Source organism: Maribacter sp. Asnod2-G09 (genome assembly GCF_045063795.1).
Classification (GTDB): domain Bacteria; phylum Bacteroidota; class Bacteroidia; order Flavobacteriales; family Flavobacteriaceae; genus Maribacter.
Map to the genome: position 1 here is coordinate 1,852,312 of NZ_JBEFOA010000005.1, position 26,640 is coordinate 1,878,951.

24 protein-coding genes are annotated in these 26,640 nt (G+C 35.3%); 10 read left to right on the forward strand and 14 right to left on the reverse strand.

Translation table 11 applies throughout. The features are described from left to right. Positions 1-2,466 carry a T9SS type B sorting domain-containing protein gene (locus tag ACJJVT_RS19990; protein WP_405401002.1) on the forward strand — a complete coding sequence of 822 codons (2,466 nt, stop codon included), beginning with the start codon at positions 1-3 and terminating at the stop codon, positions 2,464-2,466. A gap of 45 nt (positions 2,467-2,511) precedes the next feature. After that, positions 2,512-3,126, forward strand: a complete 615-nt coding sequence (locus ACJJVT_RS19995) for a DUF4230 domain-containing protein (protein WP_405401003.1) — start codon at positions 2,512-2,514, stop codon at positions 3,124-3,126. Here ACJJVT_RS19995 and ACJJVT_RS20000 read toward each other — a convergent pair. Then, positions 3,116-4,873 carry an aromatic amino acid hydroxylase gene (locus ACJJVT_RS20000; RefSeq protein ID WP_405401004.1) on the reverse strand — a complete coding sequence of 586 codons (1,758 nt, stop codon included), beginning with the start codon at positions 4,871-4,873 and terminating at the stop codon, positions 3,116-3,118. The genes ACJJVT_RS19995 and ACJJVT_RS20000 overlap by 11 nt on opposite strands. A gap of 169 nt (positions 4,874-5,042) precedes the next feature. Between ACJJVT_RS20000 and ACJJVT_RS20005 the strand changes: the two genes are divergently transcribed. Further along, positions 5,043-5,510: an Lrp/AsnC family transcriptional regulator gene (locus ACJJVT_RS20005; RefSeq protein ID WP_405401005.1), complete on the forward strand. Its 468-nt coding sequence runs from the start codon at positions 5,043-5,045 to the stop codon at positions 5,508-5,510. Between the two features lie 58 nt (positions 5,511-5,568). Here the strand turns inward: ACJJVT_RS20005 and ACJJVT_RS20010 are convergent, their stop codons facing one another. Together ACJJVT_RS20010 and ACJJVT_RS20015 are read right to left on the reverse strand one after the other, a co-directional pair. Beyond that, positions 5,569-6,141, reverse strand: a complete 573-nt coding sequence (locus ACJJVT_RS20010; RefSeq protein WP_405401006.1) for a DUF4136 domain-containing protein — start codon at positions 6,139-6,141, stop codon at positions 5,569-5,571. Positions 6,142-6,215: 74 nt separating this feature from the next. Further along, positions 6,216-6,374 carry a DUF5522 domain-containing protein gene (locus ACJJVT_RS20015; protein WP_166638585.1) on the reverse strand — a complete coding sequence of 53 codons (159 nt, stop codon included), beginning with the start codon at positions 6,372-6,374 and terminating at the stop codon, positions 6,216-6,218. Between the two features lie 196 nt (positions 6,375-6,570). Here ACJJVT_RS20015 and ACJJVT_RS20020 point away from each other — a divergent pair, with 196 nt between their 5' ends. From ACJJVT_RS20020 to hemL, 4 genes are read left to right on the forward strand one after another with little or no spacing between them, the layout of a single operon-like run. Continuing rightward, positions 6,571-6,900 carry a hypothetical protein gene (locus tag ACJJVT_RS20020; RefSeq protein ID WP_405401007.1) on the forward strand — a complete coding sequence of 110 codons (330 nt, stop codon included), beginning with the start codon at positions 6,571-6,573 and terminating at the stop codon, positions 6,898-6,900. A gap of 11 nt (positions 6,901-6,911) precedes the next feature. Then, complete coding sequence (locus tag ACJJVT_RS20025) at positions 6,912-7,817, forward strand: 1-aminocyclopropane-1-carboxylate deaminase/D-cysteine desulfhydrase (protein ID WP_405401008.1); 906 nt, start codon at positions 6,912-6,914, stop codon at positions 7,815-7,817. Beyond that, on the forward strand, positions 7,814-8,635 hold the full coding sequence (locus tag ACJJVT_RS20030) for a glucosaminidase domain-containing protein (RefSeq protein ID WP_405401009.1): 822 nt from the start codon (positions 7,814-7,816) through the stop codon (positions 8,633-8,635). Before ACJJVT_RS20025 ends, ACJJVT_RS20030 begins: the two co-directional genes overlap by 4 nt. Before the next feature lie 20 nt (positions 8,636-8,655). Next, positions 8,656-9,936 (forward strand): glutamate-1-semialdehyde 2,1-aminomutase, encoded by a 1,281-nt coding sequence (gene hemL, locus ACJJVT_RS20035; RefSeq protein WP_405401010.1) that lies wholly within the window; start codon positions 8,656-8,658, stop codon positions 9,934-9,936. Here the strand turns inward: hemL and ACJJVT_RS20040 are convergent. From ACJJVT_RS20040 to ACJJVT_RS20085, 10 genes are all read right to left on the reverse strand, one after another. Further along, the gene (locus ACJJVT_RS20040) at positions 9,933-10,307 is read right to left on the reverse strand and encodes a hypothetical protein (protein WP_405401011.1); all 375 of its coding nucleotides are present in this window, start codon (positions 10,305-10,307) and stop codon (positions 9,933-9,935) included. The genes hemL and ACJJVT_RS20040 overlap by 4 nt on opposite strands. A gap of 217 nt (positions 10,308-10,524) precedes the next feature. Beyond that, positions 10,525-14,454, reverse strand: coding sequence for a DUF2194 domain-containing protein (locus ACJJVT_RS20045; RefSeq protein ID WP_405401012.1), 3,930 nt, complete (start codon positions 14,452-14,454; stop codon positions 10,525-10,527). Positions 14,455-14,709: 255 nt separating this feature from the next. Continuing rightward, a complete protein-coding gene (locus ACJJVT_RS20050) occupies positions 14,710-15,165 on the reverse strand; it encodes a hypothetical protein (protein ID WP_405401013.1) in 456 nt (151 codons plus the stop codon). 161 nt (positions 15,166-15,326) lie between these two features. Beyond that, a complete protein-coding gene (locus ACJJVT_RS20055) occupies positions 15,327-15,506 on the reverse strand; it encodes a hypothetical protein (protein ID WP_405401014.1) in 180 nt (59 codons plus the stop codon). A gap of 179 nt (positions 15,507-15,685) precedes the next feature. After that, a complete protein-coding gene (locus tag ACJJVT_RS20060) occupies positions 15,686-18,175 on the reverse strand; it encodes a zinc-dependent metalloprotease (protein WP_405401015.1) in 2,490 nt (829 codons plus the stop codon). 194 nt (positions 18,176-18,369) lie between these two features. After that, a complete protein-coding gene (locus tag ACJJVT_RS20065; protein WP_405401016.1) occupies positions 18,370-19,800 on the reverse strand; it encodes an SLC13 family permease in 1,431 nt (476 codons plus the stop codon). Between the two features lie 55 nt (positions 19,801-19,855). Then, positions 19,856-21,547: a lysine--tRNA ligase gene (gene lysS, locus ACJJVT_RS20070; protein WP_405401017.1), complete on the reverse strand. Its 1,692-nt coding sequence runs from the start codon at positions 21,545-21,547 to the stop codon at positions 19,856-19,858. Between the two features lie 39 nt (positions 21,548-21,586). Further along, positions 21,587-22,297 (reverse strand): SGNH/GDSL hydrolase family protein, encoded by a 711-nt coding sequence (locus ACJJVT_RS20075; RefSeq protein ID WP_405401018.1) that lies wholly within the window; start codon positions 22,295-22,297, stop codon positions 21,587-21,589. 97 nt (positions 22,298-22,394) lie between these two features. Then, positions 22,395-22,958, reverse strand: a complete 564-nt coding sequence (locus ACJJVT_RS20080) for a thioredoxin family protein (RefSeq protein WP_405401019.1) — start codon at positions 22,956-22,958, stop codon at positions 22,395-22,397. 106 nt (positions 22,959-23,064) lie between these two features. Continuing rightward, positions 23,065-24,117, reverse strand: a complete 1,053-nt coding sequence (locus ACJJVT_RS20085) for a helix-turn-helix transcriptional regulator (RefSeq protein ID WP_405401020.1) — start codon at positions 24,115-24,117, stop codon at positions 23,065-23,067. Between the two features lie 96 nt (positions 24,118-24,213). On the opposite strand from ACJJVT_RS20085, the gene ACJJVT_RS20090 reads away from it, so the two are divergent. Genes ACJJVT_RS20090 through lipB form a run of 3 tightly spaced genes read left to right on the forward strand, consistent with a single transcriptional unit; the run spans position 24,214 to position 25,858 of the window. Beyond that, entirely contained in the window at positions 24,214-24,369 is a 156-nt protein-coding gene (locus tag ACJJVT_RS20090; RefSeq protein WP_073240341.1) for a YqaE/Pmp3 family membrane protein, read from the forward strand. A gap of 11 nt (positions 24,370-24,380) precedes the next feature. Then, the gene (locus tag ACJJVT_RS20095) at positions 24,381-25,118 is read left to right on the forward strand and encodes a hypothetical protein (protein WP_405401021.1); all 738 of its coding nucleotides are present in this window, start codon (positions 24,381-24,383) and stop codon (positions 25,116-25,118) included. Positions 25,119-25,144: 26 nt separating this feature from the next. Further along, complete coding sequence (gene lipB, locus ACJJVT_RS20100) at positions 25,145-25,858, forward strand: lipoyl(octanoyl) transferase LipB (protein ID WP_405401022.1); 714 nt, start codon at positions 25,145-25,147, stop codon at positions 25,856-25,858. A 29-nt stretch (positions 25,859-25,887) separates the two neighbouring features. Here lipB and ACJJVT_RS20105 read toward each other — a convergent pair whose 3' ends face one another. Continuing rightward, positions 25,888-26,604, reverse strand: a complete 717-nt coding sequence (locus ACJJVT_RS20105; RefSeq protein WP_405401023.1) for a hypothetical protein — start codon at positions 26,602-26,604, stop codon at positions 25,888-25,890. Positions 26,605-26,640: the final 36 nt, after the last annotated feature.

A 26,640-nucleotide genomic window follows, 5' to 3' on the forward strand; every position in this document is an offset into this window, starting at 1 on the left:
ATGATTAAAAAGTTAAGCTGTCTTGTTTTATTAATGTTTAGTGTAATTACTGCTAGCGCTCAGCTTCCATTAGATGAGTTAGAGGCATTACAAGCGTTATATAATGAAACCGGAGGTCCTAACTGGGTTAGTGAAACAGATGTAGATCCTACTGATAATTGGGTTTTTGCTACGCCGTTGATTGATACCGATGTTACTAATTGGTATGGGGTCACCGTAAGTTTAGGGCGCGTTATATCAATAGATTTGGATAATAACACAAATACAGGAAACAATTTGATTGGTACAATACCAACGGAGTTAGATAATTTGGAGAACTTGGTGTATCTAGACCTTTCTGATCAAACTAACCTCACTGGTCCCATTCCAGACAGTATAGGTAATCTTCTAAACCTTGAAAGTTTATTTTTAAATGGCAATGAGTTATCAGGATTTATACCTCCTGTATTGGGAAATTTAAGTAATCTAAAGGTTTTATGGTTGAACTCAAGTAATTTAAGTGGAACTATACCGCCCGAACTTGGTAACTTAAGTAATTTAGAAACTTTACTGCTTTCAGGAAATCAACTTACTGGAACCATACCGATTGAATTGGGGGATTTAAATAGTTTACGTGTATTACAACTTTCTTTCAATCAACTTACGGGAGAAATACCTGCTGAATTAGGTTTGCTTTCAAATTTATTTAGTCTGTCTTTAAGACAAAACAATCTTACGGGAGAAATTCCTGAATCGATTTACGATTTAAGCAATTTAAGGTTTTTATTTTTGGAAAATAATCAGTTAGAAGGACCCATTTCTCCTAGCATTGGTGATTTAAGTGTTCTTGAATTACTGACCATTAGATTTAATCAATTTGAAGGAAGTTTGCCAGAGGAAATTGGAACTATAACTACATTAAACAGTTTGGTGCTATCTCACAATAATTTTACGGGAACAATACCCGATTCTTTCTCAGGTCTAATAAATTTAGCATCATTTGAAATTAATGATAATAACATAGAAGGTGTTTTACCTGCGGCCTTAGTAAACTGGACCAATCTGAGTGGTTTTGATATTTATAATAATAATATTGAGGGTGATATACCAAGTTTTGTTTTTTTAAATGAGGGTACATTTAGAATTTATGGTAATCGTTTTCAATTTGGTGATTTTGAAGATGAATTTAATTACTATAACGGCTTCAATAATTTTGTTGATACCCCACAGGCTTTAGTGAATGATATTGAGAATATAACTGGATGTGTTGGTGGTTCTTTAACCTTAACCACTACAGTTAGCGGTAGTGCAAATGTATATGAGTGGTTTAAGGATGGTGTTGCAGTACCAAATTCTAATACACCAGATTTAGTTTTGACCAACCTTCAAGTAACAGATTCGGGTGTTTATACATGCGAAATTAGTAGTACTATAGTAACAGATTTGGTATTGGAGAGAAACCCAATTACCCTAACAGTGAATAATGACGGACCTACTGCAAACGATATTGATGATATCGTGCTATGTGATATCGATACTGACGGATTTGCCACATTTAATTTAGATTTGACGGCTATTGAATCTCAAGTAGTAGGAAGTCAAACAGGATTAACGGTTTCTTATTTTGACGGCACAGGAAGTCAAATAACGTTAACAAACTCATTTGATAATACTACTGCAAACCAACAAGATATTACAGTTAGGGTAGAGGCATCTGCAACCTGTTTTGACGAGACTGTTTTTAGTCTTATTGTAAATCCTTTGACCGTGGCAGATGTGTTCTCTGATGTCGAAGTTTGCAACGCCTATATTCTACCAGCATTGAGTGCAGGGAATAACTATTATACAGCTACAGTGGGTACTGGAACGATATTGAATGCAGGTGAAGAGATTACCGAATCGCAAACAATATACGTGTATGCAGGGAGTGCTACGGGAGCGGAAGATTGTTTTGATGAAAGTAGTTTTTTCGTTGATATCACTGAGGTCTCAGTTACAGAGTTCGATGATGTAACGGCTTGTCTTACGTATACACTACCAACATTACCAGATGGACAGGATTACTATAGTGAAGCAGATGGTAATGGAGTTATTTTATTGGCTGGAGATGAAATTTCAGCGTCCATGACTATTTATGTATTTGCAGAAGAGAATGGTTGTTTTAGTCAATCTAGATTTACGATAAATATAGATGCTGTTGCTTGCCAAGGTGTAGAGTCTTTGGCGTTGCCTAAGTTTTTTACTCCTAATAATGATTCATATCATGATGTTTGGGATACTTCAAAACTATCTGGTACAGGTGATATAGGTATATTTATTTATGATCGTTATGGTAAGCTCTTAAAGCAGCTTGACCCTAACGCTTCTAATAGTGCTTGGGATGGTATGTATAATGGCAAGCAAATGCCTTCAACTGATTATTGGTTCAAATATCTGAATTACGATACCGGAATAGACCTTTCGGGTCATTTTTCGTTAAAACGATAGGCTGTATATTCGTTTGTTCCTTAATTTCGAATACATTGTTTTTTTATGAAGAAAATACTTTTAGGCTTAGTAATAGGAGCGACATTATTGTTTGCCTTTCAAACTTGTCAAGATGACAAAGAAGATAAATCTATTCTAGAGGAGAATTCTATGCTCATTCAGCAAGAAATCACCAATGTTTCTAAGTTAGTGGTAACAGAAGGGCATTTTGCTGAGGTCTATAATTATAAAGACTCGAAAGAACTTTTTGGTCCGCTTTTAAGAGCGGAGAAAAAAGCATTAGTAGTCGTAAATGCAGATGTAACCGTCGCTTATGATCTAAGTAAGATTAACTTTGAAATTGATGAGGCAACCAAAACGGTAAAAATCAATAGCATACCAGATGCAGAGATTAATCTGAATCCTGATTTTGAATATTACGATGTCACTGCAGATTACTTGAACCAGTTCGATGCTGCCGACTACAATAAAATAAAGAAAACGGTAAAGGCATCTTTAATGAAAAAGGTAGAGGCTTCTGCGTTACGCACCAATGCCGAAAATAGGCTAATAAGCGAATTACAGAAATTCTATATTCTCACCAATTCTATGGGTTGGCGATTAGCGTATCAAGAACAGACTATTGAATCTTTAGATGGCTTGCAAGTCATTAAACCCTAGTTTTTGTAGTTGCTAATTCTAATCCGTCATCAATTAATTGTCCGAGGTTAGGTTGATCCCGCTTAATGTTTTCAAGGTGTACTTTTATTTTCTCTGGCAGTATTTTTTCGTTACTTAAAATTGCCAGTTCATAAATTTCAATCGGCAATAACCAGTCCTTAGGATATTTTTCTTGTATTACTTCAAAAACCTTTGTTCTAGAGATGATGGTGTTGTTACCTTCTCTAAAATCGCGAATAAGCTTATAGTACGATTCCAGCTCACTTAAACCTAGTTGACCGCTATTTTGACTACCGGTACTTAGCGAATGGTCTAAAAGGTCAAAACTCTTTAAATCTGCAGGACCATGGTAGGCAGAAACAATTTCTTCGCCAATAGCCATGTTGTATAATTCTTCGTTAGATTCAAAAAGTGTGATGCCTTTATGTGTCACCTTACAATTCTCGAAAGTGATTAGAATAATGCGCCCCTGAAGATTACGCGTACCGGTTATAATTTTACCGGTAACATTAATACCACCAGTAAAATCTAATGAAACAATTTCTCCTTCATAGATTTTATAGGCTTTAAGATCACGCGGACTCATATCTTCGATAGGAATATTGATACCTTTAAGTCTGCCAATTGGGGATCCAAAACCAGTTTCATGCTGATTGACATCTTGCCCAACTAATTCTTTTTCTCGGTACGCCAAAGCAGATTTCCCTTTTGTTTGAAAGTAAATAGGTTTGCCTTCGTGAGAAATCAACGATTCGAAATTACCGGATACCTGTAAGCCAGTACTTAGTTCGATAGTACCTAATTCTTTAGAGTCGATAAGTTTTTGTAAACCTGAAAGTCCGCCTTTTCGCAATGCCATAGTATTGGCAAAATCTTCTAACACCTGACTTAAAAATGCGAAATCGGGAGTAACGAAGAGTTGTGGTTGTTTTTTTGTAATATCAAAAGATGTCTTAGCCGCTTCAATAGAATAAGGCAGTTTTTTGACGTTGTCGGTCATGCACCATTGACTTTCGCCAATAGAAGATAAAAGCCCCGCACCATAAATTTTAGGGTCTTCTAGCGTGCCTATAAGTCCGTATTCAACTGTCCACCAATGCAGGTTTCTAATAAAAGCCATTTCACTAGGTTCGCCCATATTATCTTGAAGAAATTCTATGTGCTTCTCAGATTTTTCTATTTCTTCTAGAGGTGTGCCTTTGGCTTCTTTAATAATCGAAAGATGGCGTACTGCTTCGTAAAGTTCAAAATCTTTAGCACTAGATATTGCTTTGCATCCTATTTCACCAAAACGTCTTAAATAAGCTGCATATTCTGGGTTAGCAATAATTGGGGCATGCCCGGCACCTTCATGAATAATATCTGGGGCAGGTGTGTAAGCAATGTTCTCTAACTGGCGAATGTCTGAAGCTATTACCAGAACATTATAGGCTTGAAATTCCATAAAAGCAGCAGGTGGAATAAATCCGTCAACCGCAACAGCAGCCCAACCTAAATCCTTCAGAATACGATTCATACCGTACATGTTGGGAATATTGTCAATTGAAATACCTGTTTTGCGTAATCCTTCAGAATAAGATTTATGCGCAACCTTACTAAGGTAATCTACATTCTTGCGCATTACATAACGCCACACCGCCTGATTGATAGGCGTATAATCCTCATAGTTTTGAGGTTTTATGTATTGTCTTAAATGCTTAGGAAGCTTATCTAAAATAGGATTGCTTTCGTATTCAGAAGTATTCATACACTAAACTTTTATGTGGTGAATTCACATTATTTCTATTAAATATATCATTTACAGTCCAATTAATTGTTAATATTATTTAAATTAGGAAATAACACTTTTAAATAATATTATTAAAGGAATAAGTGCTTTTTAGATGTAGCTTATAATCATAAAACAGGAAAAAATTATGACAGAGAAATTAGATGACATAGATCGAGCGATATTAAAAATACTACAGAAAGATGCCAAGACAGTGGCAAAGTCTATAGCAGAGCAATTGGGATTAACCAAAACGCCCGTTTATGAGCGTATTAAAAGATTAGAGCAAGATGGTTTTATCAAGAACTATGTCGCAATCTTGAATAAAGATAAAATTGAAGAGAGTATTACTGTTTTCAGTTTTGTGTCATTAGAAGCACAAAAAGGTGCTATGATGGATGATTTTTTTGAGCAGGTGATGAAATACCCAGAGGTTGTTGAATGTTTTGTTGTGGGTGGTGAATTTGATTTCCATTTAAAAGTCGTCGTTAAAAACCTAGATGCTTATTATAATTTTGCGAAATTTAAAATAGCATCTCTGCCAAGTGTAGGTAATGTTAAAAGTGCATTTGTTTTAAACGAGGTAAAGAACGATACTCATTTTCCGTTACTATAAATAAAAAGGGGTTGTAGATAAATTTATCTACAACCCCTTTTTAAACTTTAATCTTTTATTATTTCATTGCAACCGTACTAGGTGGGTATTGCTCTAAAATTTGAGAAACAAATTCTCTAATTCGTTCTTCTTTTTTAGCAATATTTTTAGTGTTAGATAGTGTACCTACACCTTTACCTTGCCATACCAATTCGCTTGTTTTATTGTCAATAAGGTCAATATATAGAGATCCTTGTGTGCTTGCGCTTACACTGGTACCTCCACCCCAGCCAAAACCAGGACCCCAAGAGTAAGGGTTGTAACCCCAACCCCAGGCGCCGCCCCAACCGTAGTTGTTATTATAAACATCAACTCTTTCTTGTTCTTTAGTAAAAATGCTTACCAATATGTCTGGCGTTTCAGATTTTACAAAGCCTCTAGAACTCATTTCAGTTTCAATAGCTCTTAGAATTCGTTTTTTATCCAAATCAGATATCTGCGCTTTGTCTATACCTGTTTTGTAGAAGGCGTAAGATTTATAACCGTTAAAATCTGCTTTTTGATCATAATCAGAAAGTACACTAACTGATGAACATGAAGTAATAAAAACTAAAAGTAGCAGCGGTAAGCCAAGTAATTTGATGTTTTTCATAACGTTATATATTTTAAGTACTAGATTTTCTATTAAAAAATAAATACAAATATCATGCCGAGGTATGTTAAAACTTATTGCATGTTTGTTTTTGGGTCATAGCCATATGGGCAATGTCTACAACCGCTCTCACAGCAATATCCTCGTTTAAGGTGAAATTGTTTGGTGAATACCCTAAATCCGTTTTCAGACCAGTAAAAATCACCTTCCTCTATGGGGATTATCTCTTTCATGTAATCGATGTTTTTTAATAGCATAAAGTTACTTCTTTCTGTTGATAACCTAAGGGCATGTTGATTAGAAGATAGCTATTAAAGCGCTTAAGCGATAGATTGACCATTAATCGGTTTTGTTGGCAACAAAAACTAGTAATTTTCTGACAACCTATTTTTGGCTTTATCTTTGTAATAGTATTATCAAAGTAAATCTATGATATTGGTTTTTAGACATTTCTTCTATAAAAATTATGTGGGGCTTTCACTATGGCCCTTTATATTTTTAAAAAATGGAAGTTTAAAAAATGATGATGTTCTTATAAATCATGAGAAAATTCATTTGCGCCAGCAACAAGAATTATTGATTTTACCTTTTTATGTCTTGTATTTAACCGAATGGGCAATTCGTGCCATTTGCTATTTAGATACCTATAAGGCATATCAAAATTTAAGTTTTGAACGTGAGGCTTATATTCATGAAAATGATATGGATTATCTTACGAATCGCAGAACGTTCAGCTTTATTAAATATCTTTGGCGATAAATTCGCCCTACTTGCAAAGCATCAATCAACTTGTTCAACATCCTTTATTAGCAGAAAAGCAAGTTACCCTTGTTATTAAACGCGAAGATTTACTGCATCCTTTCATTTCTGGTAATAAGTACAGAAAGCTCAAATACAATTTACTGGCTGCTAAAGCAGATAACCAAAATACCATATTAACTTTTGGAGGAGCATATTCAAACCATATTGCGGCTACGGCTTATGCGGCAAAAGAAAAAGGTTTTGATGCGATAGGAATTATACGTGGCGAAGAGCTTGAAAATTCTTGGCAAACAAACACTACATTAAAGAAGGCGTATGACGATGGAATGCGTTTTAAGTTCATAAGTAGAAGCGATTATCGAGAAAAAGAATCTGCCGCATTTATTGAAGGTTTAAAAATTGAGTTTGGTGATTTTTATTTAGTACCAGAAGGTGGTACAAATAGTTTAGCCGTAAAAGGTTGCGAAGAAATTATTACCAAAGATGATGAAGAATTTGCTGTTGTTTGCAGTAGCGTAGGTACAGGAGGTACAGTATCCGGATTAATAAATGCATCTTTTCCAAATCAGAACGTTTTGGGGTTTTCGGCATTGAAAGGTGATTTTTTGAAAGATGAAATTGATAAATTGATCAATAATAAACGTTGGCAACTATTGACCGATTATCACTTTGGGGGTTACGCAAAAACATCCGAAGAGCTAATTCTATTTATAAATGAGTTTAAAGAAAAAACAGGTATTCCTTTAGATCCAATTTATACCGGAAAAATGATTTTTGGGTTGTTCGATATGATAAAGCGCGATATTTTTGTGCCTAGAACAAAAATTTTAGCAATACATACAGGTGGTTTGCAAGGTATTGCTGGCATGAATAGTGTACTGAAAAAGAAAAATTTACCTTTGTTGAATATATGAAAAAGATAATTTTATTGGTTTTGTTAATGGGTATAGGGTTGACATCTTGTAAATCCAAGAAAAGTTACTCAGACCAATTACGTACAAAAAACGTTCAAAACGAACGTAGAAAATCAACTACAGATATTTCTAAGAAAGAAGGAAATGCGAGTCTGCCTGAAGAGCCATCTAAATTTGTTCGTTTCAATATAAGTTCTCCGACAGAATACATAAGCACATTTGCAGAAACCGCTCAGCTAGAGATGATGGGGTATGGCATACCTGCGAGTATTACTTTGGCACAAGGACTTTTAGAAAGCGGTAATGGAAAAGGAGAATTGGCAATGAAAACCAATAATCACTTTGGTATTAAATGTCATAAAGGTTGGGAAGGTGATTATGATTTTCATGATGATGATGAAAAGGGAGAATGCTTTAGAAAATATAACCACCCAATGTATTCTTTTAGAGATCATAGTATTTTCTTGACCACAAGGTCGAGATATGCATTTCTTTTTAATTTAAGACATACCGATTATAAAGGTTGGGCAAGGGGTTTAAGAAAAGCAGGTTATGCAACGGATCCGAGGTATCCACAAAAACTTATCTATTTAATAGAAAAGTACGATTTGCATCAATATGATAAGCAATCTAGAAAAGTCAATTATAACAATACAGCGGTAGTCACAACAGATTCTAATAACATACATACGGTACAAAAAGGTGATACTTTATATTCATTATCAAGAAAGTACTATATGAGCGTCGATGAACTGATGAAGTTGAATAATTTGCGTAGTGCAGATTTGTCTATTGGGCAGCCTATTAAAGTCAAATAATAGTAAAATTTAGTAAGAGAATGATTTATCAAAGAAGTAGCGCTCTGTTCGCAGAGGCAAAAAAATATATACCTGGCGGCGTAAATTCACCAGTACGTGCATTTAAAGCTGTTGGTGGTGATCCAATTTTTGTAAAGAAAGCCAAAGGTGCTTATTTGTATGATGAGGATGGTAATAAGCTGATAGATTACATAGCATCTTGGGGGCCATTAATTTTAGGTCATGCCTACGAGCCTGTAATCAACGCTGTTGTAGAAAAGGCACAGAACGGTACTTCATTTGGTATGCCTACTGAAATGGAAACAGAGCTTGCGAAACTGGCTATTTCTATGGTGCCTAATATGGATAAAATTAGGTTTGTGAACAGCGGAACAGAAGCTTGCATGAGTGCAGTTCGTTTGGCAAGGGGATTTACAGGCAAAGACAAAATTATTAAATTCGCCGGATGCTACCATGGTCATTCAGATTCGTTTTTGATCCAAGCGGGTAGTGGTGCGGTAACTTTTGGTAGCCCTAATAGTCCCGGTGTTACTCAGGGCACGGCAAAAGATACTTTGTTGGCAGATTATAATGATTTAGCCGGAGTAAAAGAATTAGTAACGGCAAATAAAGGAGAATTGGCTGCTATTATTATTGAGCCAATTGCCGGTAATATGGGGTGTATTGTACCTACGGATGCTTTTATGAAAGGGTTACGTGATATCTGTACCCAAGAGGGAATATTATTGATTTTCGATGAGGTAATGACCGGATTTCGTTTAGCGAAAGGCGGAGCACAGGAAGTTCTGAATATAAAGGCTGATATTGTTACTTACGGTAAAGTTATAGGTGGCGGATTGCCAGTAGGTGCTTTCGCTGCTAGAACAGAAATCATGGACTTTTTAGCTCCTGATGGTCCCGTTTATCAAGCAGGAACCTTAAGTGGTAATCCGTTGGCCATGAGCGCAGGTTTGGCTATGTTGACTGAATTGAACAATAATCCTGAAGTATTTAAAAGTCTGGCTGAAAAAGCAGAATACTTACATAAAGGCATTGCAGCAGTATTGACCGAGAAAAAGGTAGCTCATCAAATTAACCGTTATGGTAGTATGATATCTGTACATTTTACTGATGAGCCTGTTGTTGATTTTGCTTCTTCTGCAAAAGGTAATAATGAAACTTTCAAGAAATACTTTCATGGTATGTTAGAACGCGGGGTTTACTTGCCGCCAAGTGCTTTTGAAAGTTATTTTCTAAATGATGCTTTAAGTTACGAAGATTTAGACGCAACTATAAATGCATTGAAAGAAATAGAATTTTAATTTTTAGACTGATAAGATTTGTAAATCCACCAACCGGCAGCTATAAATAGTATTTGAACAGCAAGACGAACCATAGCACCGACTTTGGACCCGATTGCAGGTATTTCTTTTGTTAAATCCCAAATATGAATTGGTAAGAATAGTATCATCAATATAGCAAAACCGAGTCCGCCCCATTTTCTATATTTAGGAATAATCAAAGCAATACCAATTATTGCTTCAGCAATTGTTGATAGTATATTAGCTAGTTGTTCGGGTATAAAATTTGGTATAAATGCTTTATAAGTTTCAGGTGCATAAATATGATTGAATGCACCTGCAAGCATTAAAAATGCAAATAAATATATTAGAACTATTCGTATAATTTTCATGATGTATTTTAAAATTAGAAGTAAGTATCAATCTAATGATTATTCTAAAACAAAAGAATTATTCAAATATACTATTACTTATGTTTGAAAGCGTGGTTGTCTAGAAAGACCATTAAAATAGTGTAGAAATTCTAAATAATAGCATAGTATTGTTTAGTTGAACTAAAGTAAAAGAGCCCTCATATGAGGGCTCTTTTTGTTTGAGTTAGTTATAATGTTATTTAAAATTATACTGAATACCTAGTTGAACAGCATTTGAGAAAAACTGATCAATTGTAAAGTAAGAGTAGTTTAGATTAATAGTGGTGAAGTTTTTAATTCTGTATGACAACTCACCTTCATAACGTTGAAAGCTATCTTCATCTTGCTCGGCAAAAAGAGAGAAATCACTCTTCAGGTTAAAATCAGAATCATCATTGCCAAGTTGAAATTGCAATCCGCCACCGGCAAAAAGTCTGTCTTCGGTCAACCAGTATGGAAAACCGTTTCTTCTATCTTCAGAACCAACGCCGTAAGCACCCTCGACTAAAGGTCCGAGTTTAAATTTATCTAAGTTTAATAGGTTGTATTCTACGCGCGTACCACCAATTGCATAGTATTGACTATCGGTATAGTAATCTGCTTTTACATAGAATTCATGGTTTAAATTAGATGAGTATTCAAACTCTTGTGTAGCTTTTACCTGTAGGTCGTAGATATTTAAATCATACCCCGGACCAGTTGTAACAGGGTGTGTTTTTAAGGCTAAAGAAGATTTGCTGGTGTCACCAATGAAATCTATGCCCGTTTTAAAATGAAAGAATACTTTATTAAAGTTGTCCATTTCAACTCTTGCGCCAACATAGAATGGGCTTTTTTGGTCAGATTCTTTTTTATAGACATATTCTATGCCTAGTAAATCTCTACCAATATCATTAGGTACTATGGTATCTTTTAAAATAGTATATGCTGTACCTTGAACAATTGAGAACTGGTGAAAATCTAGTTTCTTATTATAAAAACCAAAGTGAAAAGCATTATTAAATAATGTTGGGTTAAACTCATCTGCTATAGCCATTGAGGTAAGCCCTATAGAGTGACCTTTCTTTTTTCTTGCTTCAACCTCTGATTTTTTTACAATGGCATCATCCATTAATACTTTAAACTTACTAATGTATAAAGATTGCTTTTCGTCAGATGTTGCTTTTACTTCATTGTTGAAAGCAATTTTAAAATCGGGATCAATTTTAGACGGTGGTATTTTGATGGCAATTTCACCAGCTGCATTGATATCACCTTTTAATAAGAGCAATTTTGCCATGTGACTCATAGTATTATAATCTCTAGGATTTTTATCTATATGGTTCGCATAGACTTTGTTTAAATATCTGCCGTTTGCAAATTCTAAATTCCAATCTAGTAATTTTGCTACAGGTATGGTATTCGTACAAGTGCTCCAATCCAAAGCTTTTTGGTACTGGGTATAATCGGCAAATAATAATGCTATGTTTTTGGATATTCTTATTAGGTCGGGTCTACATGTTTCAATATCCCTTAATTCTGTAACCGCTTTGTCTGGGTCATTAACCAATAAATATCTTACATAATATTCGAAATCTGTAAACTTCTTACTTTCTATTGTTCTTGTTTTTTCTTTCCATTCTTTAACAATTTCTGGAGAAATATTTCCGCATTTTTGCCATTGCTCTGCCTTTTCAAAATTTAGCTTATCGGCATATACCTTGCTTATCGATGTTGCTAAATCTCTGTTCGAAATACTACAAGGTTCAATGGCATCAAGCTTTTTTAAAAGATCTTCATTATTAGAATTTACTAGAAATTCGTAATAGGTCAATTTATTATTTTCGGTAGGTTCTAAAGTGTACAATACTTCTAAAACCTGTTCTATAATTTCAGTGTTGTCATCAGTATTAAAATTGTCGTAGTATTCTTTTAGTATGGTAACATCATTTTGTCCCCATTCCATCTGTCTTTCCATCCACATTTTTTTAATTGCGGGCGAAGGATAATTACTTACGGTACTAATATCTCTAGAAAAATCAGCATACGAACTAGAAGGGTTTTTTAAGTATAGACTGTTTAATTGAGACCAAAGTTGTTTTGTTTTCCCTTGCTTTTCCATTCCCTCTGCATAGCTGACTATCTGTTGGGTATTAATGAACTTATTATCCTTGAATAATTTCTCCATTAAGTTTGTTGCCTCTTCGGTTTTTTCCTCCACAACCAATCTGTCGATTTTTTGCTTGAGTGGTACCATAGTCTGTTTGCTCTTATTATAAGATTTATAGTCGCTTTTAGTGTTGGTAATCAACGTTGAGGTGGTGCCTATAAGAGTTCTTATTTCTGGACGAATATCTGGTACGCTAATATTCGGCGAATTCGTTTTAATACTATAAAGAAAACCGTTTAGTAAAGGAACCGAAGAGAATTCGACCTGATCAAAGAATAGTTTTTCATGTACTTTAACATTGTTATGTTCTTCAACATACATGAGCCAATACGAGTCTTTTTTCTCATCGGTATTTAAAGAACTAGAAACTTCATATTGCCCTTCGTAGCTTAAATGACGTATACTTTGGTAACGCCAGTCCATTGCAGCCTCTGTAGATTTTTTGGCAGTTAAAAACTTCATGTATGGGTGTCTTTTTTTGTAATCAACAATGTGCTTTTTTAATTCACCAATAGCATTTGATGTGCTACCGATTTTTAAAACATCATTAGTATTTAATACATGAGACCAAATACCGGTATATAAGTATGTAGATTCTATTGCCCATTGTTCTTGCTGTGAAATGGTATAGCCGCTACTTAAACGCGGGTAATCAAAAAAGCGATTGTTTAGTGGGTCTGGGTCGAACTCTCTATTGCCACCTTCATATACATCTCCTAAAAAAGAAGTGTGTAGAAAGTTTAAGCTAGGAAACCCTTTCTTTAGCGCTATAAGACCTAGACTATCTATTTGATTGTCTGGCGCAACATAAGAATTGGGCAATGTTTTTGAAACATTATCTTCCCATTTATTGGCAGAAGCCTTGGCGTTGTCTAAAATAAGATCGGTGTCTTTCCATAATTTTTTAGAAAGCGGTAAGTCGTTGTAACCACGAAAACCAAGTTCATGACCCCTATTGGTAAATTCATTTGTTAACCATTTATTGGTGCCGTTATCATTTTTTCCGTCTAATAAGCCAGTTTGATCCCAGCTTTTAAAATTGGGGTCTCCGGTATTTTTTTCATTGGCATTAAAAGTTACGTAGGCAGAGTACTTAATATCTTCTTCTTGAGCTAGTTTTTTCATTTTTGGCCACCAGTCAGCCTTTAGCATCTCAGATTTGCTGATACCTTTTTGTACGTTAATCGCTTTGCCGTTATCATCGTACATGGAAGATGGAAAATCATCTAGAAATAAAGTTCCAATATTCGCAATAGGATAAGGAATACCTTCAAGCCCTAATAAACTTGCAGAAAATAAAAGACCTCTCATTTCTTTTTTGAGAATTTGAGATGAGTTGTAAAGAATAACTTTTCCGTTACCTATTCTATTTTCAATTAAAACAGGATATTCTTTATTGTTATGTGCCGCTACCAAAATATTTACGTTGCTAGAAAAGTTAGCTCCGTCAAAACCTAAGTGAACAGTTTTATTGTCAAAACCACGCCCTTGCATACCCGGAAAAAGCGCTTTGTTAAAGAATAGACCAGAAGCCTCTTTGTTTGTGCTCCAGTCAGCACCAGGCGTCATTCCGAAAAAGTACGACATGCGCTCATCTTTGGCAGCTTTGGTAACGAATAAAGTTCCGCCTTTAGAAACAAACTTTAAAAGACTGTCTATGGCGATTGTACTTAAGCCTGCAGTTTCGTGTACCATTACAACCCTCGTAGTAGGTGCAATATTAAGTTTCTCGTTGAATTGGTTAACCCATAAAGTTTTGTGGGCAATTTTAGAGTAGTCAAAAGCCTTTGCCAAACTCTCTGTTTCAAGAATAGCGCTATAATTTGTAGGCTCTATCAAAAACTGAACAAGAGGTTCTTCGGTACTCTTTTCAGGAATATTAAACTTGTTGTTAGACTTGTATAGTTCTTGTTGACAACTGGTCAATAAACTAAAGGCTATAAGAAGTAATAAATAACCTATTTTCTTTGATATCATGGTTTTGTATCTTAAAATTCTAATCGTAGACCACAGGTTGAAAATTAATTAGGTCTTTAATTCGAACTAACTAAGTACCTTAATAATAGCAGTATCATAAAATTTATTGGTTAAGTATGCAAATTCATCCATGAATGAATCATTTATGTGCTTAATACTGTGTTTTAGGGTGTTTTAAGAATAAATCACGAATCGATTAAATGCAAAAAAGACCTACTAAAAGCAGGTCTTTTTTTATTTGATGTAGTTTAAAAACTATTCTTTAGACGAACGTTTTCCTTTTTTGTCGCCTTTATCTTTACCATGACCACGCATTTTTTTTCTGTGGCTCATTTTTTCCCATTTATCAAATTGATCAGCGGTAAGAATAGATTTCATTTCTTTCTTACGTGCTATTTGGTGATCCAATCGCTCATTTTGCTTAGCATATTTTTCTTCAGAAGTTAGTACTTTTTTACCATCTTCTTTGCTAGCTTTTCTATCTGCCATTTTTGCTTTTCTAGCTGTAGCATCTTTAGTAAGAATAGTTTTCACTTTAGCTTGTTGCGATTCATTTAAATCTAATGCCAAGGTCATTTTTTTAGTTTGTAGGGTAGCTACTTGTTCAGGAGATAAATCCTTCATGTCGCCTCTTTTACCTTTCATGTTATGATCTTGTGCACTTACCGATATTGCCGCCATTACTAAAATGGCCATTACTATTTTTTTCATGTTTATTATTTTATTTATTTGCTTCTTTGACATGAATACTTCAAATAGGTTTAATGCCAAACTTCATTTTAGTAAAAGTTTAACGGCTGAGTATAGTGCTTAAAATAAAAAAGCGCGGCTGTAGGTAGCCGCGCTTTTAAGTAGGTAAATTTTGTAAATTTTTAATTCGAAGGTGTTCTTCCCTCCATAGTTTTGTAAGGATTAATTACAATGTCAGCTTCTTGAACGTAAGTGTTAGTTACAATTTCTTCTTGTACATTATCATTCGTGTTTTGGTGGTATACAACAGATGCACAAATGAAACAAGCTAGGTAAATAAGACTTTTTAATTTATTGGTCATGATTTGGGGGTTTAAATTCATTGCTAATCTAAAAAAGAATAACGCATGAAAAAGCCCATTGTTGTGTAATGGGCTTTTTTTGATGTCTAGGATATTTAAAATGTGGTTAATACATTTCATTCATCGATGATATTGGTTGTTCATCGAGAAGTGCATTTAATCGATCATAAAATGAGTTCTTACTTAGGGTCTAAAATGACGTTAATACGCTCAGAAACATCGTCGTAATGATATTTTGTCATCATATCAGAGGTTCTATTACGTGCATTTCTAATATCTCGCTTTAATATGTTCAGTTCTGCTCTTGCAATAGTCCTAATGTCAGATTGGCTAGTGTTGACAACTGTCGATTTTCTGTAGCCACCGAAATCAGAAGCTTTCGCTTGATTGTCTGCTGTTAGTAAATATTCTAAACGATCGATATGTGCTTTTTGTAAGTTTCTTCTGTAGGTATCAACGGCTTTACCATTTTTAGCTTCAGACCAAATTCCTTTTCTTAATTCGCTCATCATTTGTGCGAGAGCATATGCTTCAGCCTTATCAATAGTTTCATTTTCTATTAATCTCGCCATTTTACCTAAGCTTAATACATTGTTTAATGTACGTACTTGCATAGAACGCATTTGCTCTAAGAAACCGGAGTATTCTGTGCGCTCCAAAATATCTTGATCTAACATCCACATTGGAGTTTCGAAAAGCTGTTCATGTAGAAAAACCATTGCTCTTTGTTGTTTCTCTTTAGGTACAGTGGTGTAAACAGCACCTTCTTGATCATAGGTTTTGTGGTTTTCGTAAACTCCACCAATGTTATTAGAGACATGACCCATGTATCTATTGAATTGAGAGAATACTTGTCCGTATAATTTATCTAGGTCTTCATAAGTCTTACCATCTTCGGCTGTCCAGTCAATTAATTTCGGAACAATCCTTTTAAGATTGGCAATACCGTATTCGCTAGCTTTCATGGCATCATCACCTAAATCTTCAGTTTGTGAGCTTGGATCAACGATATCACCTACCTGTTGGTGTCCAAAGCGATATAAAGGATCACCTGCATGTGCCATAATCCATTTATCTAATATAGATTTTTCTTCTTCTGCAGTGGTATTCGGTATAGGCTTATATCCCCATTGAATAGCATACTTATCGTAAACACCGATATCTGGCATTAAAGCAACGCCTTCATCACCAGGTTGTGCTATGTAGTTGAAACGGGCATAATCCATAATAGATGGAGCGGTGCCGTATTTCTCTGTAAAGGTTTTAGAACGAAGCGAATCTACAGGATATGCAACACTACTACCCATGTTGTGTGGTAAACCTAAAGTATGCCCTACTTCGTGAGACGATACAAAACGGATTAATCGCCCCATAACATCATCATCGAAAGAAACGCCCCTAGCTGCCGGGTTAATAGCTGCTGTTTGTACAAAGTACCAGTTTCTTAATAGGGTCATTACATTATGGTACCAATTGATATCAGACTCTAATATTTCGCCACTACGAGGGTCACTAACATGTGGTCCGTTTGCATTGGGTATAGGGGATGCTAAATAACGCACTACAGAATAACGCACATCTTCAGGAGACCATTCTGGATCTTCTTCTTCAGTCGGAGCTTCTTTGGCTATAATGGCATTTTTAAAACCTGCAGCTTCAAAAGCAATTTGCCAATCTTCTATACCTTGTTTAATAAAAGGCACCCATTTTTTAGGTGTAGCTCTATCTACATAATAGATAATTTGTTTTTTAGGCTCAACTAATTCGCCATTCTTGAATTTTTCGGCATCCTCATCTTTTACCTCTAAACGCCATCTGTCTAAAAATTTGATGGTCTTGCTCTCTTGAGCTTCTAATCCGTAATCAACTTGACCACGAGCAAACCAACCAACACGTTCGTCAAAATAACGTCGTTTCATCTGTTCTTCAGGTAGCAATACCATAGAGTTATTGATTTCTACAGATATAGAACCCAAACTTTGGTTGCTAGGTGCGGCACTTGCTAAATATGTTTTAATGTGGCGAACCTCTACATTTAGAGGGTAACTCTTGATTGATTCAATATAGCCTCTACCTTCATCTAAACGAGAAACCTTATATCTTTTTCTAAATCTATCTGGCATACCAAAAGCCTTGGTATCCTTTATAAAAATATCATTGACTTCTATAACCGTAGTTGGATTAAGAGAATCTTTTTGGACAGCTTTAATATCAAACGAGTATAAAACTGGCTCAAAATTAGAGTTTAGAACAGCTTCATGAACAGGAAGAGAATCTGCTGCAACCACATCATGAGAAACTACACGAAGCAATACCTTCTTGTCTTTCTTCTCCCATCGTAGAACCTGGGTATTAATTTTTCCGCCACCAAAACCAATGCCCGAAGCTGTCTTGGAAATACGGCTTACCATCAACATTTCTTTATTGAATAGTGAATCGGGAATTTCAAAAAAGTGATTTTCGTCTACTACGTGGGTAGTAAAAAGTCCGGCATCACTAACGGCATCTTTTGTAATAACCTTATTATAAGGTTGAATTTTGTCTTTTGATGATTTACTGGCTTCTTGCTCAGTATTCTTTTTCTTCTTTTTAAAAATTTGAGCTTCGGCATTTTGGTAGCCGAAAACACATACAAATAGCAATAATTTTACTAGTAATTTTCTTTTCATTTGTGAGTTAGTTAGGTAATCTTTCAAAGATTGAAATAATATCTGGAACAAATAGTTAATAATTTCTTAAGCCTATTTGTAACAATGCAGAGAGAAAGGCGTCTATTAAGTAGGAATAAACATTTTTTCATTTCTGAATTAGTCGATTATAAAGCCTTTGCAACTGCAAGGGCTTTATTTTTTTTAGGGAAATTTTAAAACAAAAGCGGCAGAACAAATTGAAATAAACCTATTAATAATGCCACTGCAATAAGGTTTAAGATGACACCCGCACGCGCCATTTCATGAACCTTAATATAACCACTGGCAAAAACAATGGCATTTGGTGGTGTAGCCATAGGTAACATAAAAGCGCAACTACTTGCAATGGTAATAGGTATCAATAAATAAGTGATGGGTATGCCTAAGCCAATCGCAATACCTGCCACTACAGGCGCAAGTACGGCAACAAGAGCTACGTTGCTCATCAGCTCTGTCATGAACAACATTAGTAAAATCAATAAAGACGCGGTGAGTAGAATGCTTAAATCACTTTGTCCAATAAGTGCTGCTACTAAATCGACAATACCGGATACAGACATTCCTTTTGCTAAAGAGAGTCCGCCACCGAATAGAATTAGAATTCCCCATGCGAGCTTTTGGGTATCTTTCCATTGCAAGATGAAATCTCCTTTTTTAAGATTATATGGAAGTGCGAATAGTGTAATGGCGGCAAACATACTGATTAGTGTATCTGATAACCCTAGACTTGGAAATATAGAATTGATTAAGGTTCTAAATACCCAAAGAAAAATAGTTACTCCGAATATGGCAAGAACCATTTTTTCTTTACCAGATGTTGGACCTAATTTGTGAAGCTCTTCGTGAATGATAGTTTTTGATGCTTTAAATTTTAATCCATGAGTAGGAAAAAAAACTTTTACGAGAACAAAATAACAAATGGATATCATGATTAAGGAAAATGGAAGTCCTATGACCATCCATTTTAAAAATGATATTTCAATATTGTATTCATTTTCCAATAAGCCAATGAGAACTGAATTTGGCGGAGTGCCAATAACAGTTGCAATACCGCCAGCGTTAGCGGCAAAAGCAATGCCTAGCATCACACTTAACGCAAAGTTTCGATCTCGTTTTGTGAATCCGTCTTCATCTTCAATCAATAAATTAATAACCGACATCGCAATGGGCAGCATGACTACCGTACTAGCCGTATTACTGATCCACATGCTTAAAACTGCGGTAGCAATCATAAAACCGAGCACTACTTTGTTAGCGGTTGTACCTGTGAGTCTAATAATGTTTAGGGCAATACGTTTATGAAGATTAACTTTCTCTAAAGCCAATGCCATGACAAAGCCACCAAAAAATAGAAAAACTATAGGGCTGCCATAATTTGCACCAACATCGCCAATAGGCATTACTTTTAGAATAGGGAAAAGGAGTAACGGCAGCAGTGCGGTTACAGAAATAGAAACCGCTTCGGTAACCCACCAAATAACCATCCAAAGGGCAACAGCAATTACAGCGTCTGCATTTTCAGAGATGAGTACATTCGGTAAAGAAATAAGAATGAAAAATATGATAGGACCTGCGAACAGACCTATTTTGCTACTTAAATTCATGCTGGTTGGTTTTGCCAGCTTCTAAGCTACTATTTTTTAACGTCCCTTGAAATGACTATTTTATAATTTCTACTAAAAGTACATCGTCTTCTTTGTAGATTTTAGCCAATTGTTGCTTCGTAATCCCTTTAATGCCTTTGTCCCAAGCTTTGTTACTTAAGTCAGATTTAGCTTTAAGAGCGTCAAGCTCCATTTTCTTTTCTGCCTTAAGAATATCGAAAATTACCTTTTCGTTTTCAGACAGTTGTAAAGGCTTCTTTTCTGGTCTCATTTGAGGGAAAAACAATACTTCTTGTATAGATGCATTGTTGGTCATCAACATGACCAAACGGTCAATACCGATACCAATACCAGAAGTTGGAGGCATACCATATTCAAGAGCTCTTAGAAAATCTTGGTCAATGAACATTGCCTCATCATCTCCCTTTTCAGAAAGCTTCAATTGATCTTCAAAACGCTCTCTTTGATCAATAGGATCATTAAGCTCAGAGTAAGCGTTAGCCAACTCTTTACCATTAACCATAAGCTCAAAACGCTCTGTCAATGCAGGGTTGTCGCGGTGTTCTTTCGTAAGCGGACTCATTTCTTTTGGGTAGTCAGTAATAAATGTTGGTTGTACGTAGAAGTGTTCACATTTTTCACCAAATATTTCATCGATCAATTTACCGATGCCCATAGTTTCGTCCACTTCAAGACCTAATTTTTTGGCAGTTTCACGAAGTTCATCTTCTGGCATACCAGCAACATCGTAGCCCGTATGTATTTTTATCGCTTCAAGAATTGGCACACGTGCATACGGAGCTTTAAATTCAATTTCATGCTCACCAACGGTAATTTTAGTGGTACCGTTAGAATCCATCGCAATTTTCTCCAATAATTTCTCGGTAGTATCCATCATCCAGTTGTAATCTTTGTATGCAACATACAATTCCATTACAGTAAATTCTGGGTTATGGGTACGGTCCATTCCTTCGTTTCTAAAATCCTTTGAGAATTCATAAACACCATCAAAACCACCAACAATTAATCGTTTAAGGTAAAGTTCGTTTGCGATTCTTAAGTATAAAGGAATGTTTAATGCATTATGATGCGTTAAAAACGGACGTGCAGTGGCACCACCAGGTATAGGTTGTAAAATCGGAGTTTCCACCTCTAAATATCCGGCTGCATTATAAAATTCACGAATACTCGTGGTTATTTTAGTTCTTTTAATGAAGGTTTCTTTCACCTTTGGGTTAACAACCAAATCAACATAACGTTGGCGGTAACGCAATTCAGGATCATTGAACTCATCATATATTTTACCTTCGGCATCTTTTTTAGGTAATGGTAACGGTCTTAGCGATTTACTAAGCATGGTAAATTTCTTTACCATAATCGTTTTTTCACCTACCTGAGTGGTAAAAAGGTCACCTTCGATACCAATGATATCACCGATATCAAGTAATTTCTTGTAAACATCGTTGTACAAGGTTTTATCTTCACCAGTACAAATTTCATCTCTATTGAAATATACCTGAATACGACCGGTACTATCTTGTAGTTCTGCAAAAGATGCTTTCCCCTGAATACGACGAGACATAAGTCTACCGGCAACAATAACCTGTTTACCTTCTTCATAATTAGATTTGATACTTGCAGATGTGGCATCTACAGGATATAAAGCTGCTGGATAAGGATTAATACCTAGTGCTCTTAATTTCTCTAATTTTTCTCTTCTGATAAGCTCTTGCTCCGATAATTGCATGCCTTCGTTTATTTAGCTGGCAAATATAATCGATATGTATTAATCTTTCAATCTTGTAGACACTAAAGGATAGAGTCTTTCTACAAATTTTTCATAAGCAAGCCCAGAAGGATGCAATCCGTCATCAGCCACCAATTCTGGTTCATCCAAACCTTTTCGCGTGATATCTGTAATATCGAGGAAGGTAACTCCCTTTTCTTTTGCAATAGACTTGGCGAAATTATTATACTCATCCAGCTGTAAAGAGATCAGTTCGTTTCCATTACTTTGTCCATACGGTGTGTAATAGTAATCAGGTATTGAAAGTATGATTACTTTGTTAGCATCATTGCCAGCTAGATTAATTGCTTTGTTTAAAAGGGTTGTAAATTCGGTTTCATATTGAGAAAAAGGTCTAGATTGAAACTGGTTGTTTACACCGATTAATAGCGTAACTAAATTATAATCTGCAGATTCGCGACCACCAACAGCTGAAATAAGCTGGTCTGTTCTCCATCCGGTTTGTGCAATTACCGTTGTATTGACTAGAAGATTTTTATTTTCTTCTATTCGTGTACTTAATTGAGCAGGAAAACTATCTTCAAAATCAACACTTTCGCCTATGGTATAACTATCGCCAAGGGCTAGATAGGTGATAATTTCTTGATTATTGGATTCGTCTACGATTTGTTCAGATCTTATTTCTTCGGTCTGGCTGCATGATGGTATAAAGCTGAGCAGCGAAAAAATGAAGGTTAATTTATAAAGCATGTGAGCGTATTTCATAGTAATCTAACGTAATAGCGGTTATAATGGTTTTAAAAGTTACTATAAAATACGCTCACATGCTTTTGATTGATGAATAATATTAGTCGAAATGTAATGAAGAAGCGTAGTTAGGAATGTATTCTTTTTGCGAAACAATTTGCAATATGTCACCTTCTAAAGAGGTAATAGGCGTTTCGATAATTCTATTCACTTCTCGTCCGTTCCTGTAGAAAATAAATGTAGGAACCCTACGGATGTTCAATCCCCATTCTTCACCTTGCGGACTTTTCTTGTACGATTCTTTTCGATGGTCAAGAGCAACTATTTTCAAGTTTTCCATAGGGTAATCGGCAGATTCTAGAATTTTAAGAAATCTAGGAACTTCGCGTTTGCTGTCACCACACCAAGTACCCATAAAAATTAAGATTTTGTAAGAAGCTAGTTGCTCTTTAAATACATCAATTTGAATTTGGTCACTCTCATAGTCTTCGAAATTAGGTTCGAACCATGTTTTGTAGGACTTGGCTGAGAGTCCGCCAACAGTTATTTCTCCCAATAAAAAGGGTTGTTGATTGTCAATAACAATCTCTTGGTTGGTGTTTTGAGAAAATGTGTTGAAGAAGAAGCTTAAAAGAAGTGTGGTCAATACAAATGATAATTTCATGATTTTCAGTTTTTATATTAGACCTGAAAATTCTAGAAATTACGAGAGTAAAATTAATTTCGTTGGGTGGAAATAGGTACTAGACCCTAGGTGGAAATTTAAAAGATTATAGAAAACGTTGTTTTATTTCGTCTCTCGATGACACCTCTAATTTCTTGTAAACATTGTTGATATGGGTCTTTACAGTGCTTACACTGATAAACATGGTAGCTGCAATTTCCTTATTGGTTTTGTTTTTGAGAATTTGTTGAACAATGTTATGTTCTTGCTCGGTGAGCTTAGCAAGAGAATCGTTTTGCAAGTTTCTTGAAGTTTTTCTTTGTTTTAAAACAAAGTATACATTTAGCGATATAGAGAGTAGAAGTAAGGTAAGAAGTAACCATTTCCAGAAATTAGAATTTGATGAAGTACCATCTTTTAATTGTTGGTCAATAGCTATTTCATTTAAATACAAGTCAGTAAAGGGCGCAATTGGGTATTTCGAAAGTAATCGCTCGCCAAGTTCGTTATAGTAGTTTGTCTTGCTAATATCTTTTAGGTAATAGCTATAGGTGTCATTTCTTTTATCTGATAAAAAGTTAAAAATATAGAGTTCGGCTAAAGGCTCATTTACATTTTCTCCGAAATCTTGCAAGGTCGAGAACCACTTTTTAGAATTTAGCTTTCTATTGGCATCACTTCTAAAGTCATTAAAATCGAAAGCCATTTCCTCTTTTAAAACATCTATATCTAAAAAGGTCGATGATTTACTGTTTGTTGAGGTAATTTCACAGAGCGCTTCATTTGCAAAAGAAGTAGGGAAAGTAATGGTGTCGTTATTATTGGCTATAAATAAAATGTTTTTGCTGAACTCACAACTACCAAAAAAGTGTTCAGAGTTTGAAGAAGCGTCAGAACAATCATCTAAATGAATTCTGTAAATTCTATTGTCATCGTTTAGGTTATTGCCTCTGAAACTAAAATATCCTAACGAGTCGGTAGTAGTTTTTTTAAGAATCTGTTCCATCGAAATTCTACCAAACTTCCTGTAATCTTCAATGATAGATAGGTAAATGGTCTTTCCACTTTGTTCATCGGCAATTTGACCTTCGAAACTATATTGAGATAAACCTTTAAAACAAGAGAAAAGAATAAGGATTAAAAATACTGTTCTGAACATTGATTAGTTTGTGGATAATAAAATTAATAGATTTTGTAACAAAGTGTTTGCAATTGCGACCTATAAGGTACATCAATCAATCAAAATAATAATCAAATGAGTTTAATTCGAGTATTGCTCGCCATCTTTTTTCCTCCTTTAGCAGTTTTAGGCAAAGGTTGTGGTTCTTTTGTAATTGTTCTACTTTTGACTTTCTGTGGCTGGGTACCAGGGGTAATCGCTGCATTAGTTATATTGAATAATCCTAACTAGAACCAAAATACATGAGACTTTTTAAAATTCTATCTGTTGTTATTATAACAGTACTTTTCGCTGCCTGTAATTTTACTGAAGAAATTTATTTCAATGAAGACGGGTCAGGTAAAATGAGCATTCTTTTCGACGGTAATGAAATGATGCAAATGATACCTGAAACTGATTCTACAGAATTAGATAAAGCAATAGATTCTACTTTAGTCTTTAAAGACTTACTAAGAGAAAAAAAGGATAGTATAGCCCAGTTATCGCCAGAAGAGCAAGCTAAGCTAAAAAGATTAGAGCCTTTTAGTTTACGGATGATAGTTGATCCTGAAGGCGGAGTCATGAATTTTAATATGTTTACAGACTTCAAAAAAGTGTCTGAGGTTAATGATGCATTTAATGCTTTTCAAAATGCCAGTGCTATAGGTCCTGTTGCAGGCGGTAAATCAATGCCAGCTGGTGCAACAGAAGAAACAACAACTGTAAATTACAGTTTTGATAAGAACAAATTTAAACGTGAGACGGTAATTTTAAATCAAGAATTATTTGAAAAAAGTTTAGATAGTTTGGCTAGTGCAGAAATGTTTTTGTCTAGTTCTACCTATACTTTTAAGTATCATTTTCCAAGACGTGTAAAGTCTACCAATATTGAAGAAGCAACTTTTTCTATGGATGGAAAAACTATGGTACATGAAGTAAATTTCTTAGAGATGATGAAAGATCCAGAATCTATGGTCATCGAAGTAGAATTAGAAAAATAGGATATTCCTTTTCATATCTTTGTAAGATGAATAAGAAGGTGCACGTACAAGATTTAGGTCTGAAAGATTATAAAGAAACTTGGGACTACCAAGAGCAATTATTTAAAGATACCATTGACCTTAAAATACGAAATAGAAGAGAAGAATTGAGTTTAGAGACTCCTAATCATTTTCTGTTCGTTGAACACCCACATGTGTATACACTTGGTAAAAGTGGAGACATTTCTAATCTCTTAGTAGATGAAAAAGTATTGGCAGCTAAAGGAGCTACTTTTTATAAAATAAATAGGGGAGGAGATATCACCTACCATGGTCCTGGGCAAATAGTGGGTTACCCTATATTGGATTTGGACAATTTCTTCACAGACATACATAAGTACCTTCGATTTCTGGAGGAAATGGTCATATTGACCTTGGCAGAATACGGAATAAAATCAGAGCGATCTCCAGGAGAAACCGGCGTATGGTTAGATGTCGGTACCCCGTTTGCACGAAAAATATGCGCAATGGGCGTAAGAGCATCACGCTGGGTAACCATGCATGGCTTTGCATTAAACGTAAATGCCGATTTAGGATACTTTGATATGATGATTCCATGCGGAATAAAAGGGAAAGCCGTGACTTCTTTAAATGTAGAATTAGGAAAAAAAGAGGTATCGATGGATGAGGTTAAGCAGAAATTACTAAAACATTTTCAAGTGCTTTTTGAAGCCAAGATAAACGAAAAAACCGAGGTGTAAGCCTCGGTTTTTTATGCTTTAAAATCAGATTAATATTCTAATCCATAATAGTCCATAACTGCATAATAGTCACTGGTGTCAATACCTGCAGACTTTAAGTTGGCTAATGTGTTTTCTTTACTAGATTTGCCAGAAGTAGTGCTATTAGATTCTACAATAATTAATTTTAATTCGTCTAATTGACCTGCAGTTACAGATTTTAAGTTTTCTGTGCCAACTTCATAAAAGAACATCCAATACCTGTTCAATCTTATCTCTACCGCAATATCGCTGTAGTCACCAAGTCCGAAAGCATAAATGGGTGCAGGAATAGGTGTGTAGACGCTGCTATCTTTTGAGAGATACCCAAGAATCAAATCGTTGTCTATTACCTCTTGAGTTAAGACTGTAGCAGCTACGGGTATACTTGATCCAGATTCTGAAGAAAGATCGTAGGTGTAAGTGGTGACATTAGAATTACCATCCTCTCCGTCCTCACCGTTAGTTCCATCAGTTCCGTTTGTACCGTCAGTTCCATCTTCGCCAGCAGGTCCGGTTGCACCAGTTTCTCCTTGTTCGCCTTGCGGGCCGGGTACGCCTAGAGCTTCTCCATCTTCACCTGCGGGTCCTTGTTCGCCATCTTCGCCCTGTATACCCTGTTCGCCTTGTGGACCAATAGGCCCAATGTCGCCATCTTTTGAGCATGAGGTAAGTGTGATAGCGAATATTAAAATTGCGCATTTGATAAAATTTGTTGTAGTCTTCATTATTAATATTTTAGGATTATTTCTCTTTAATGAAGC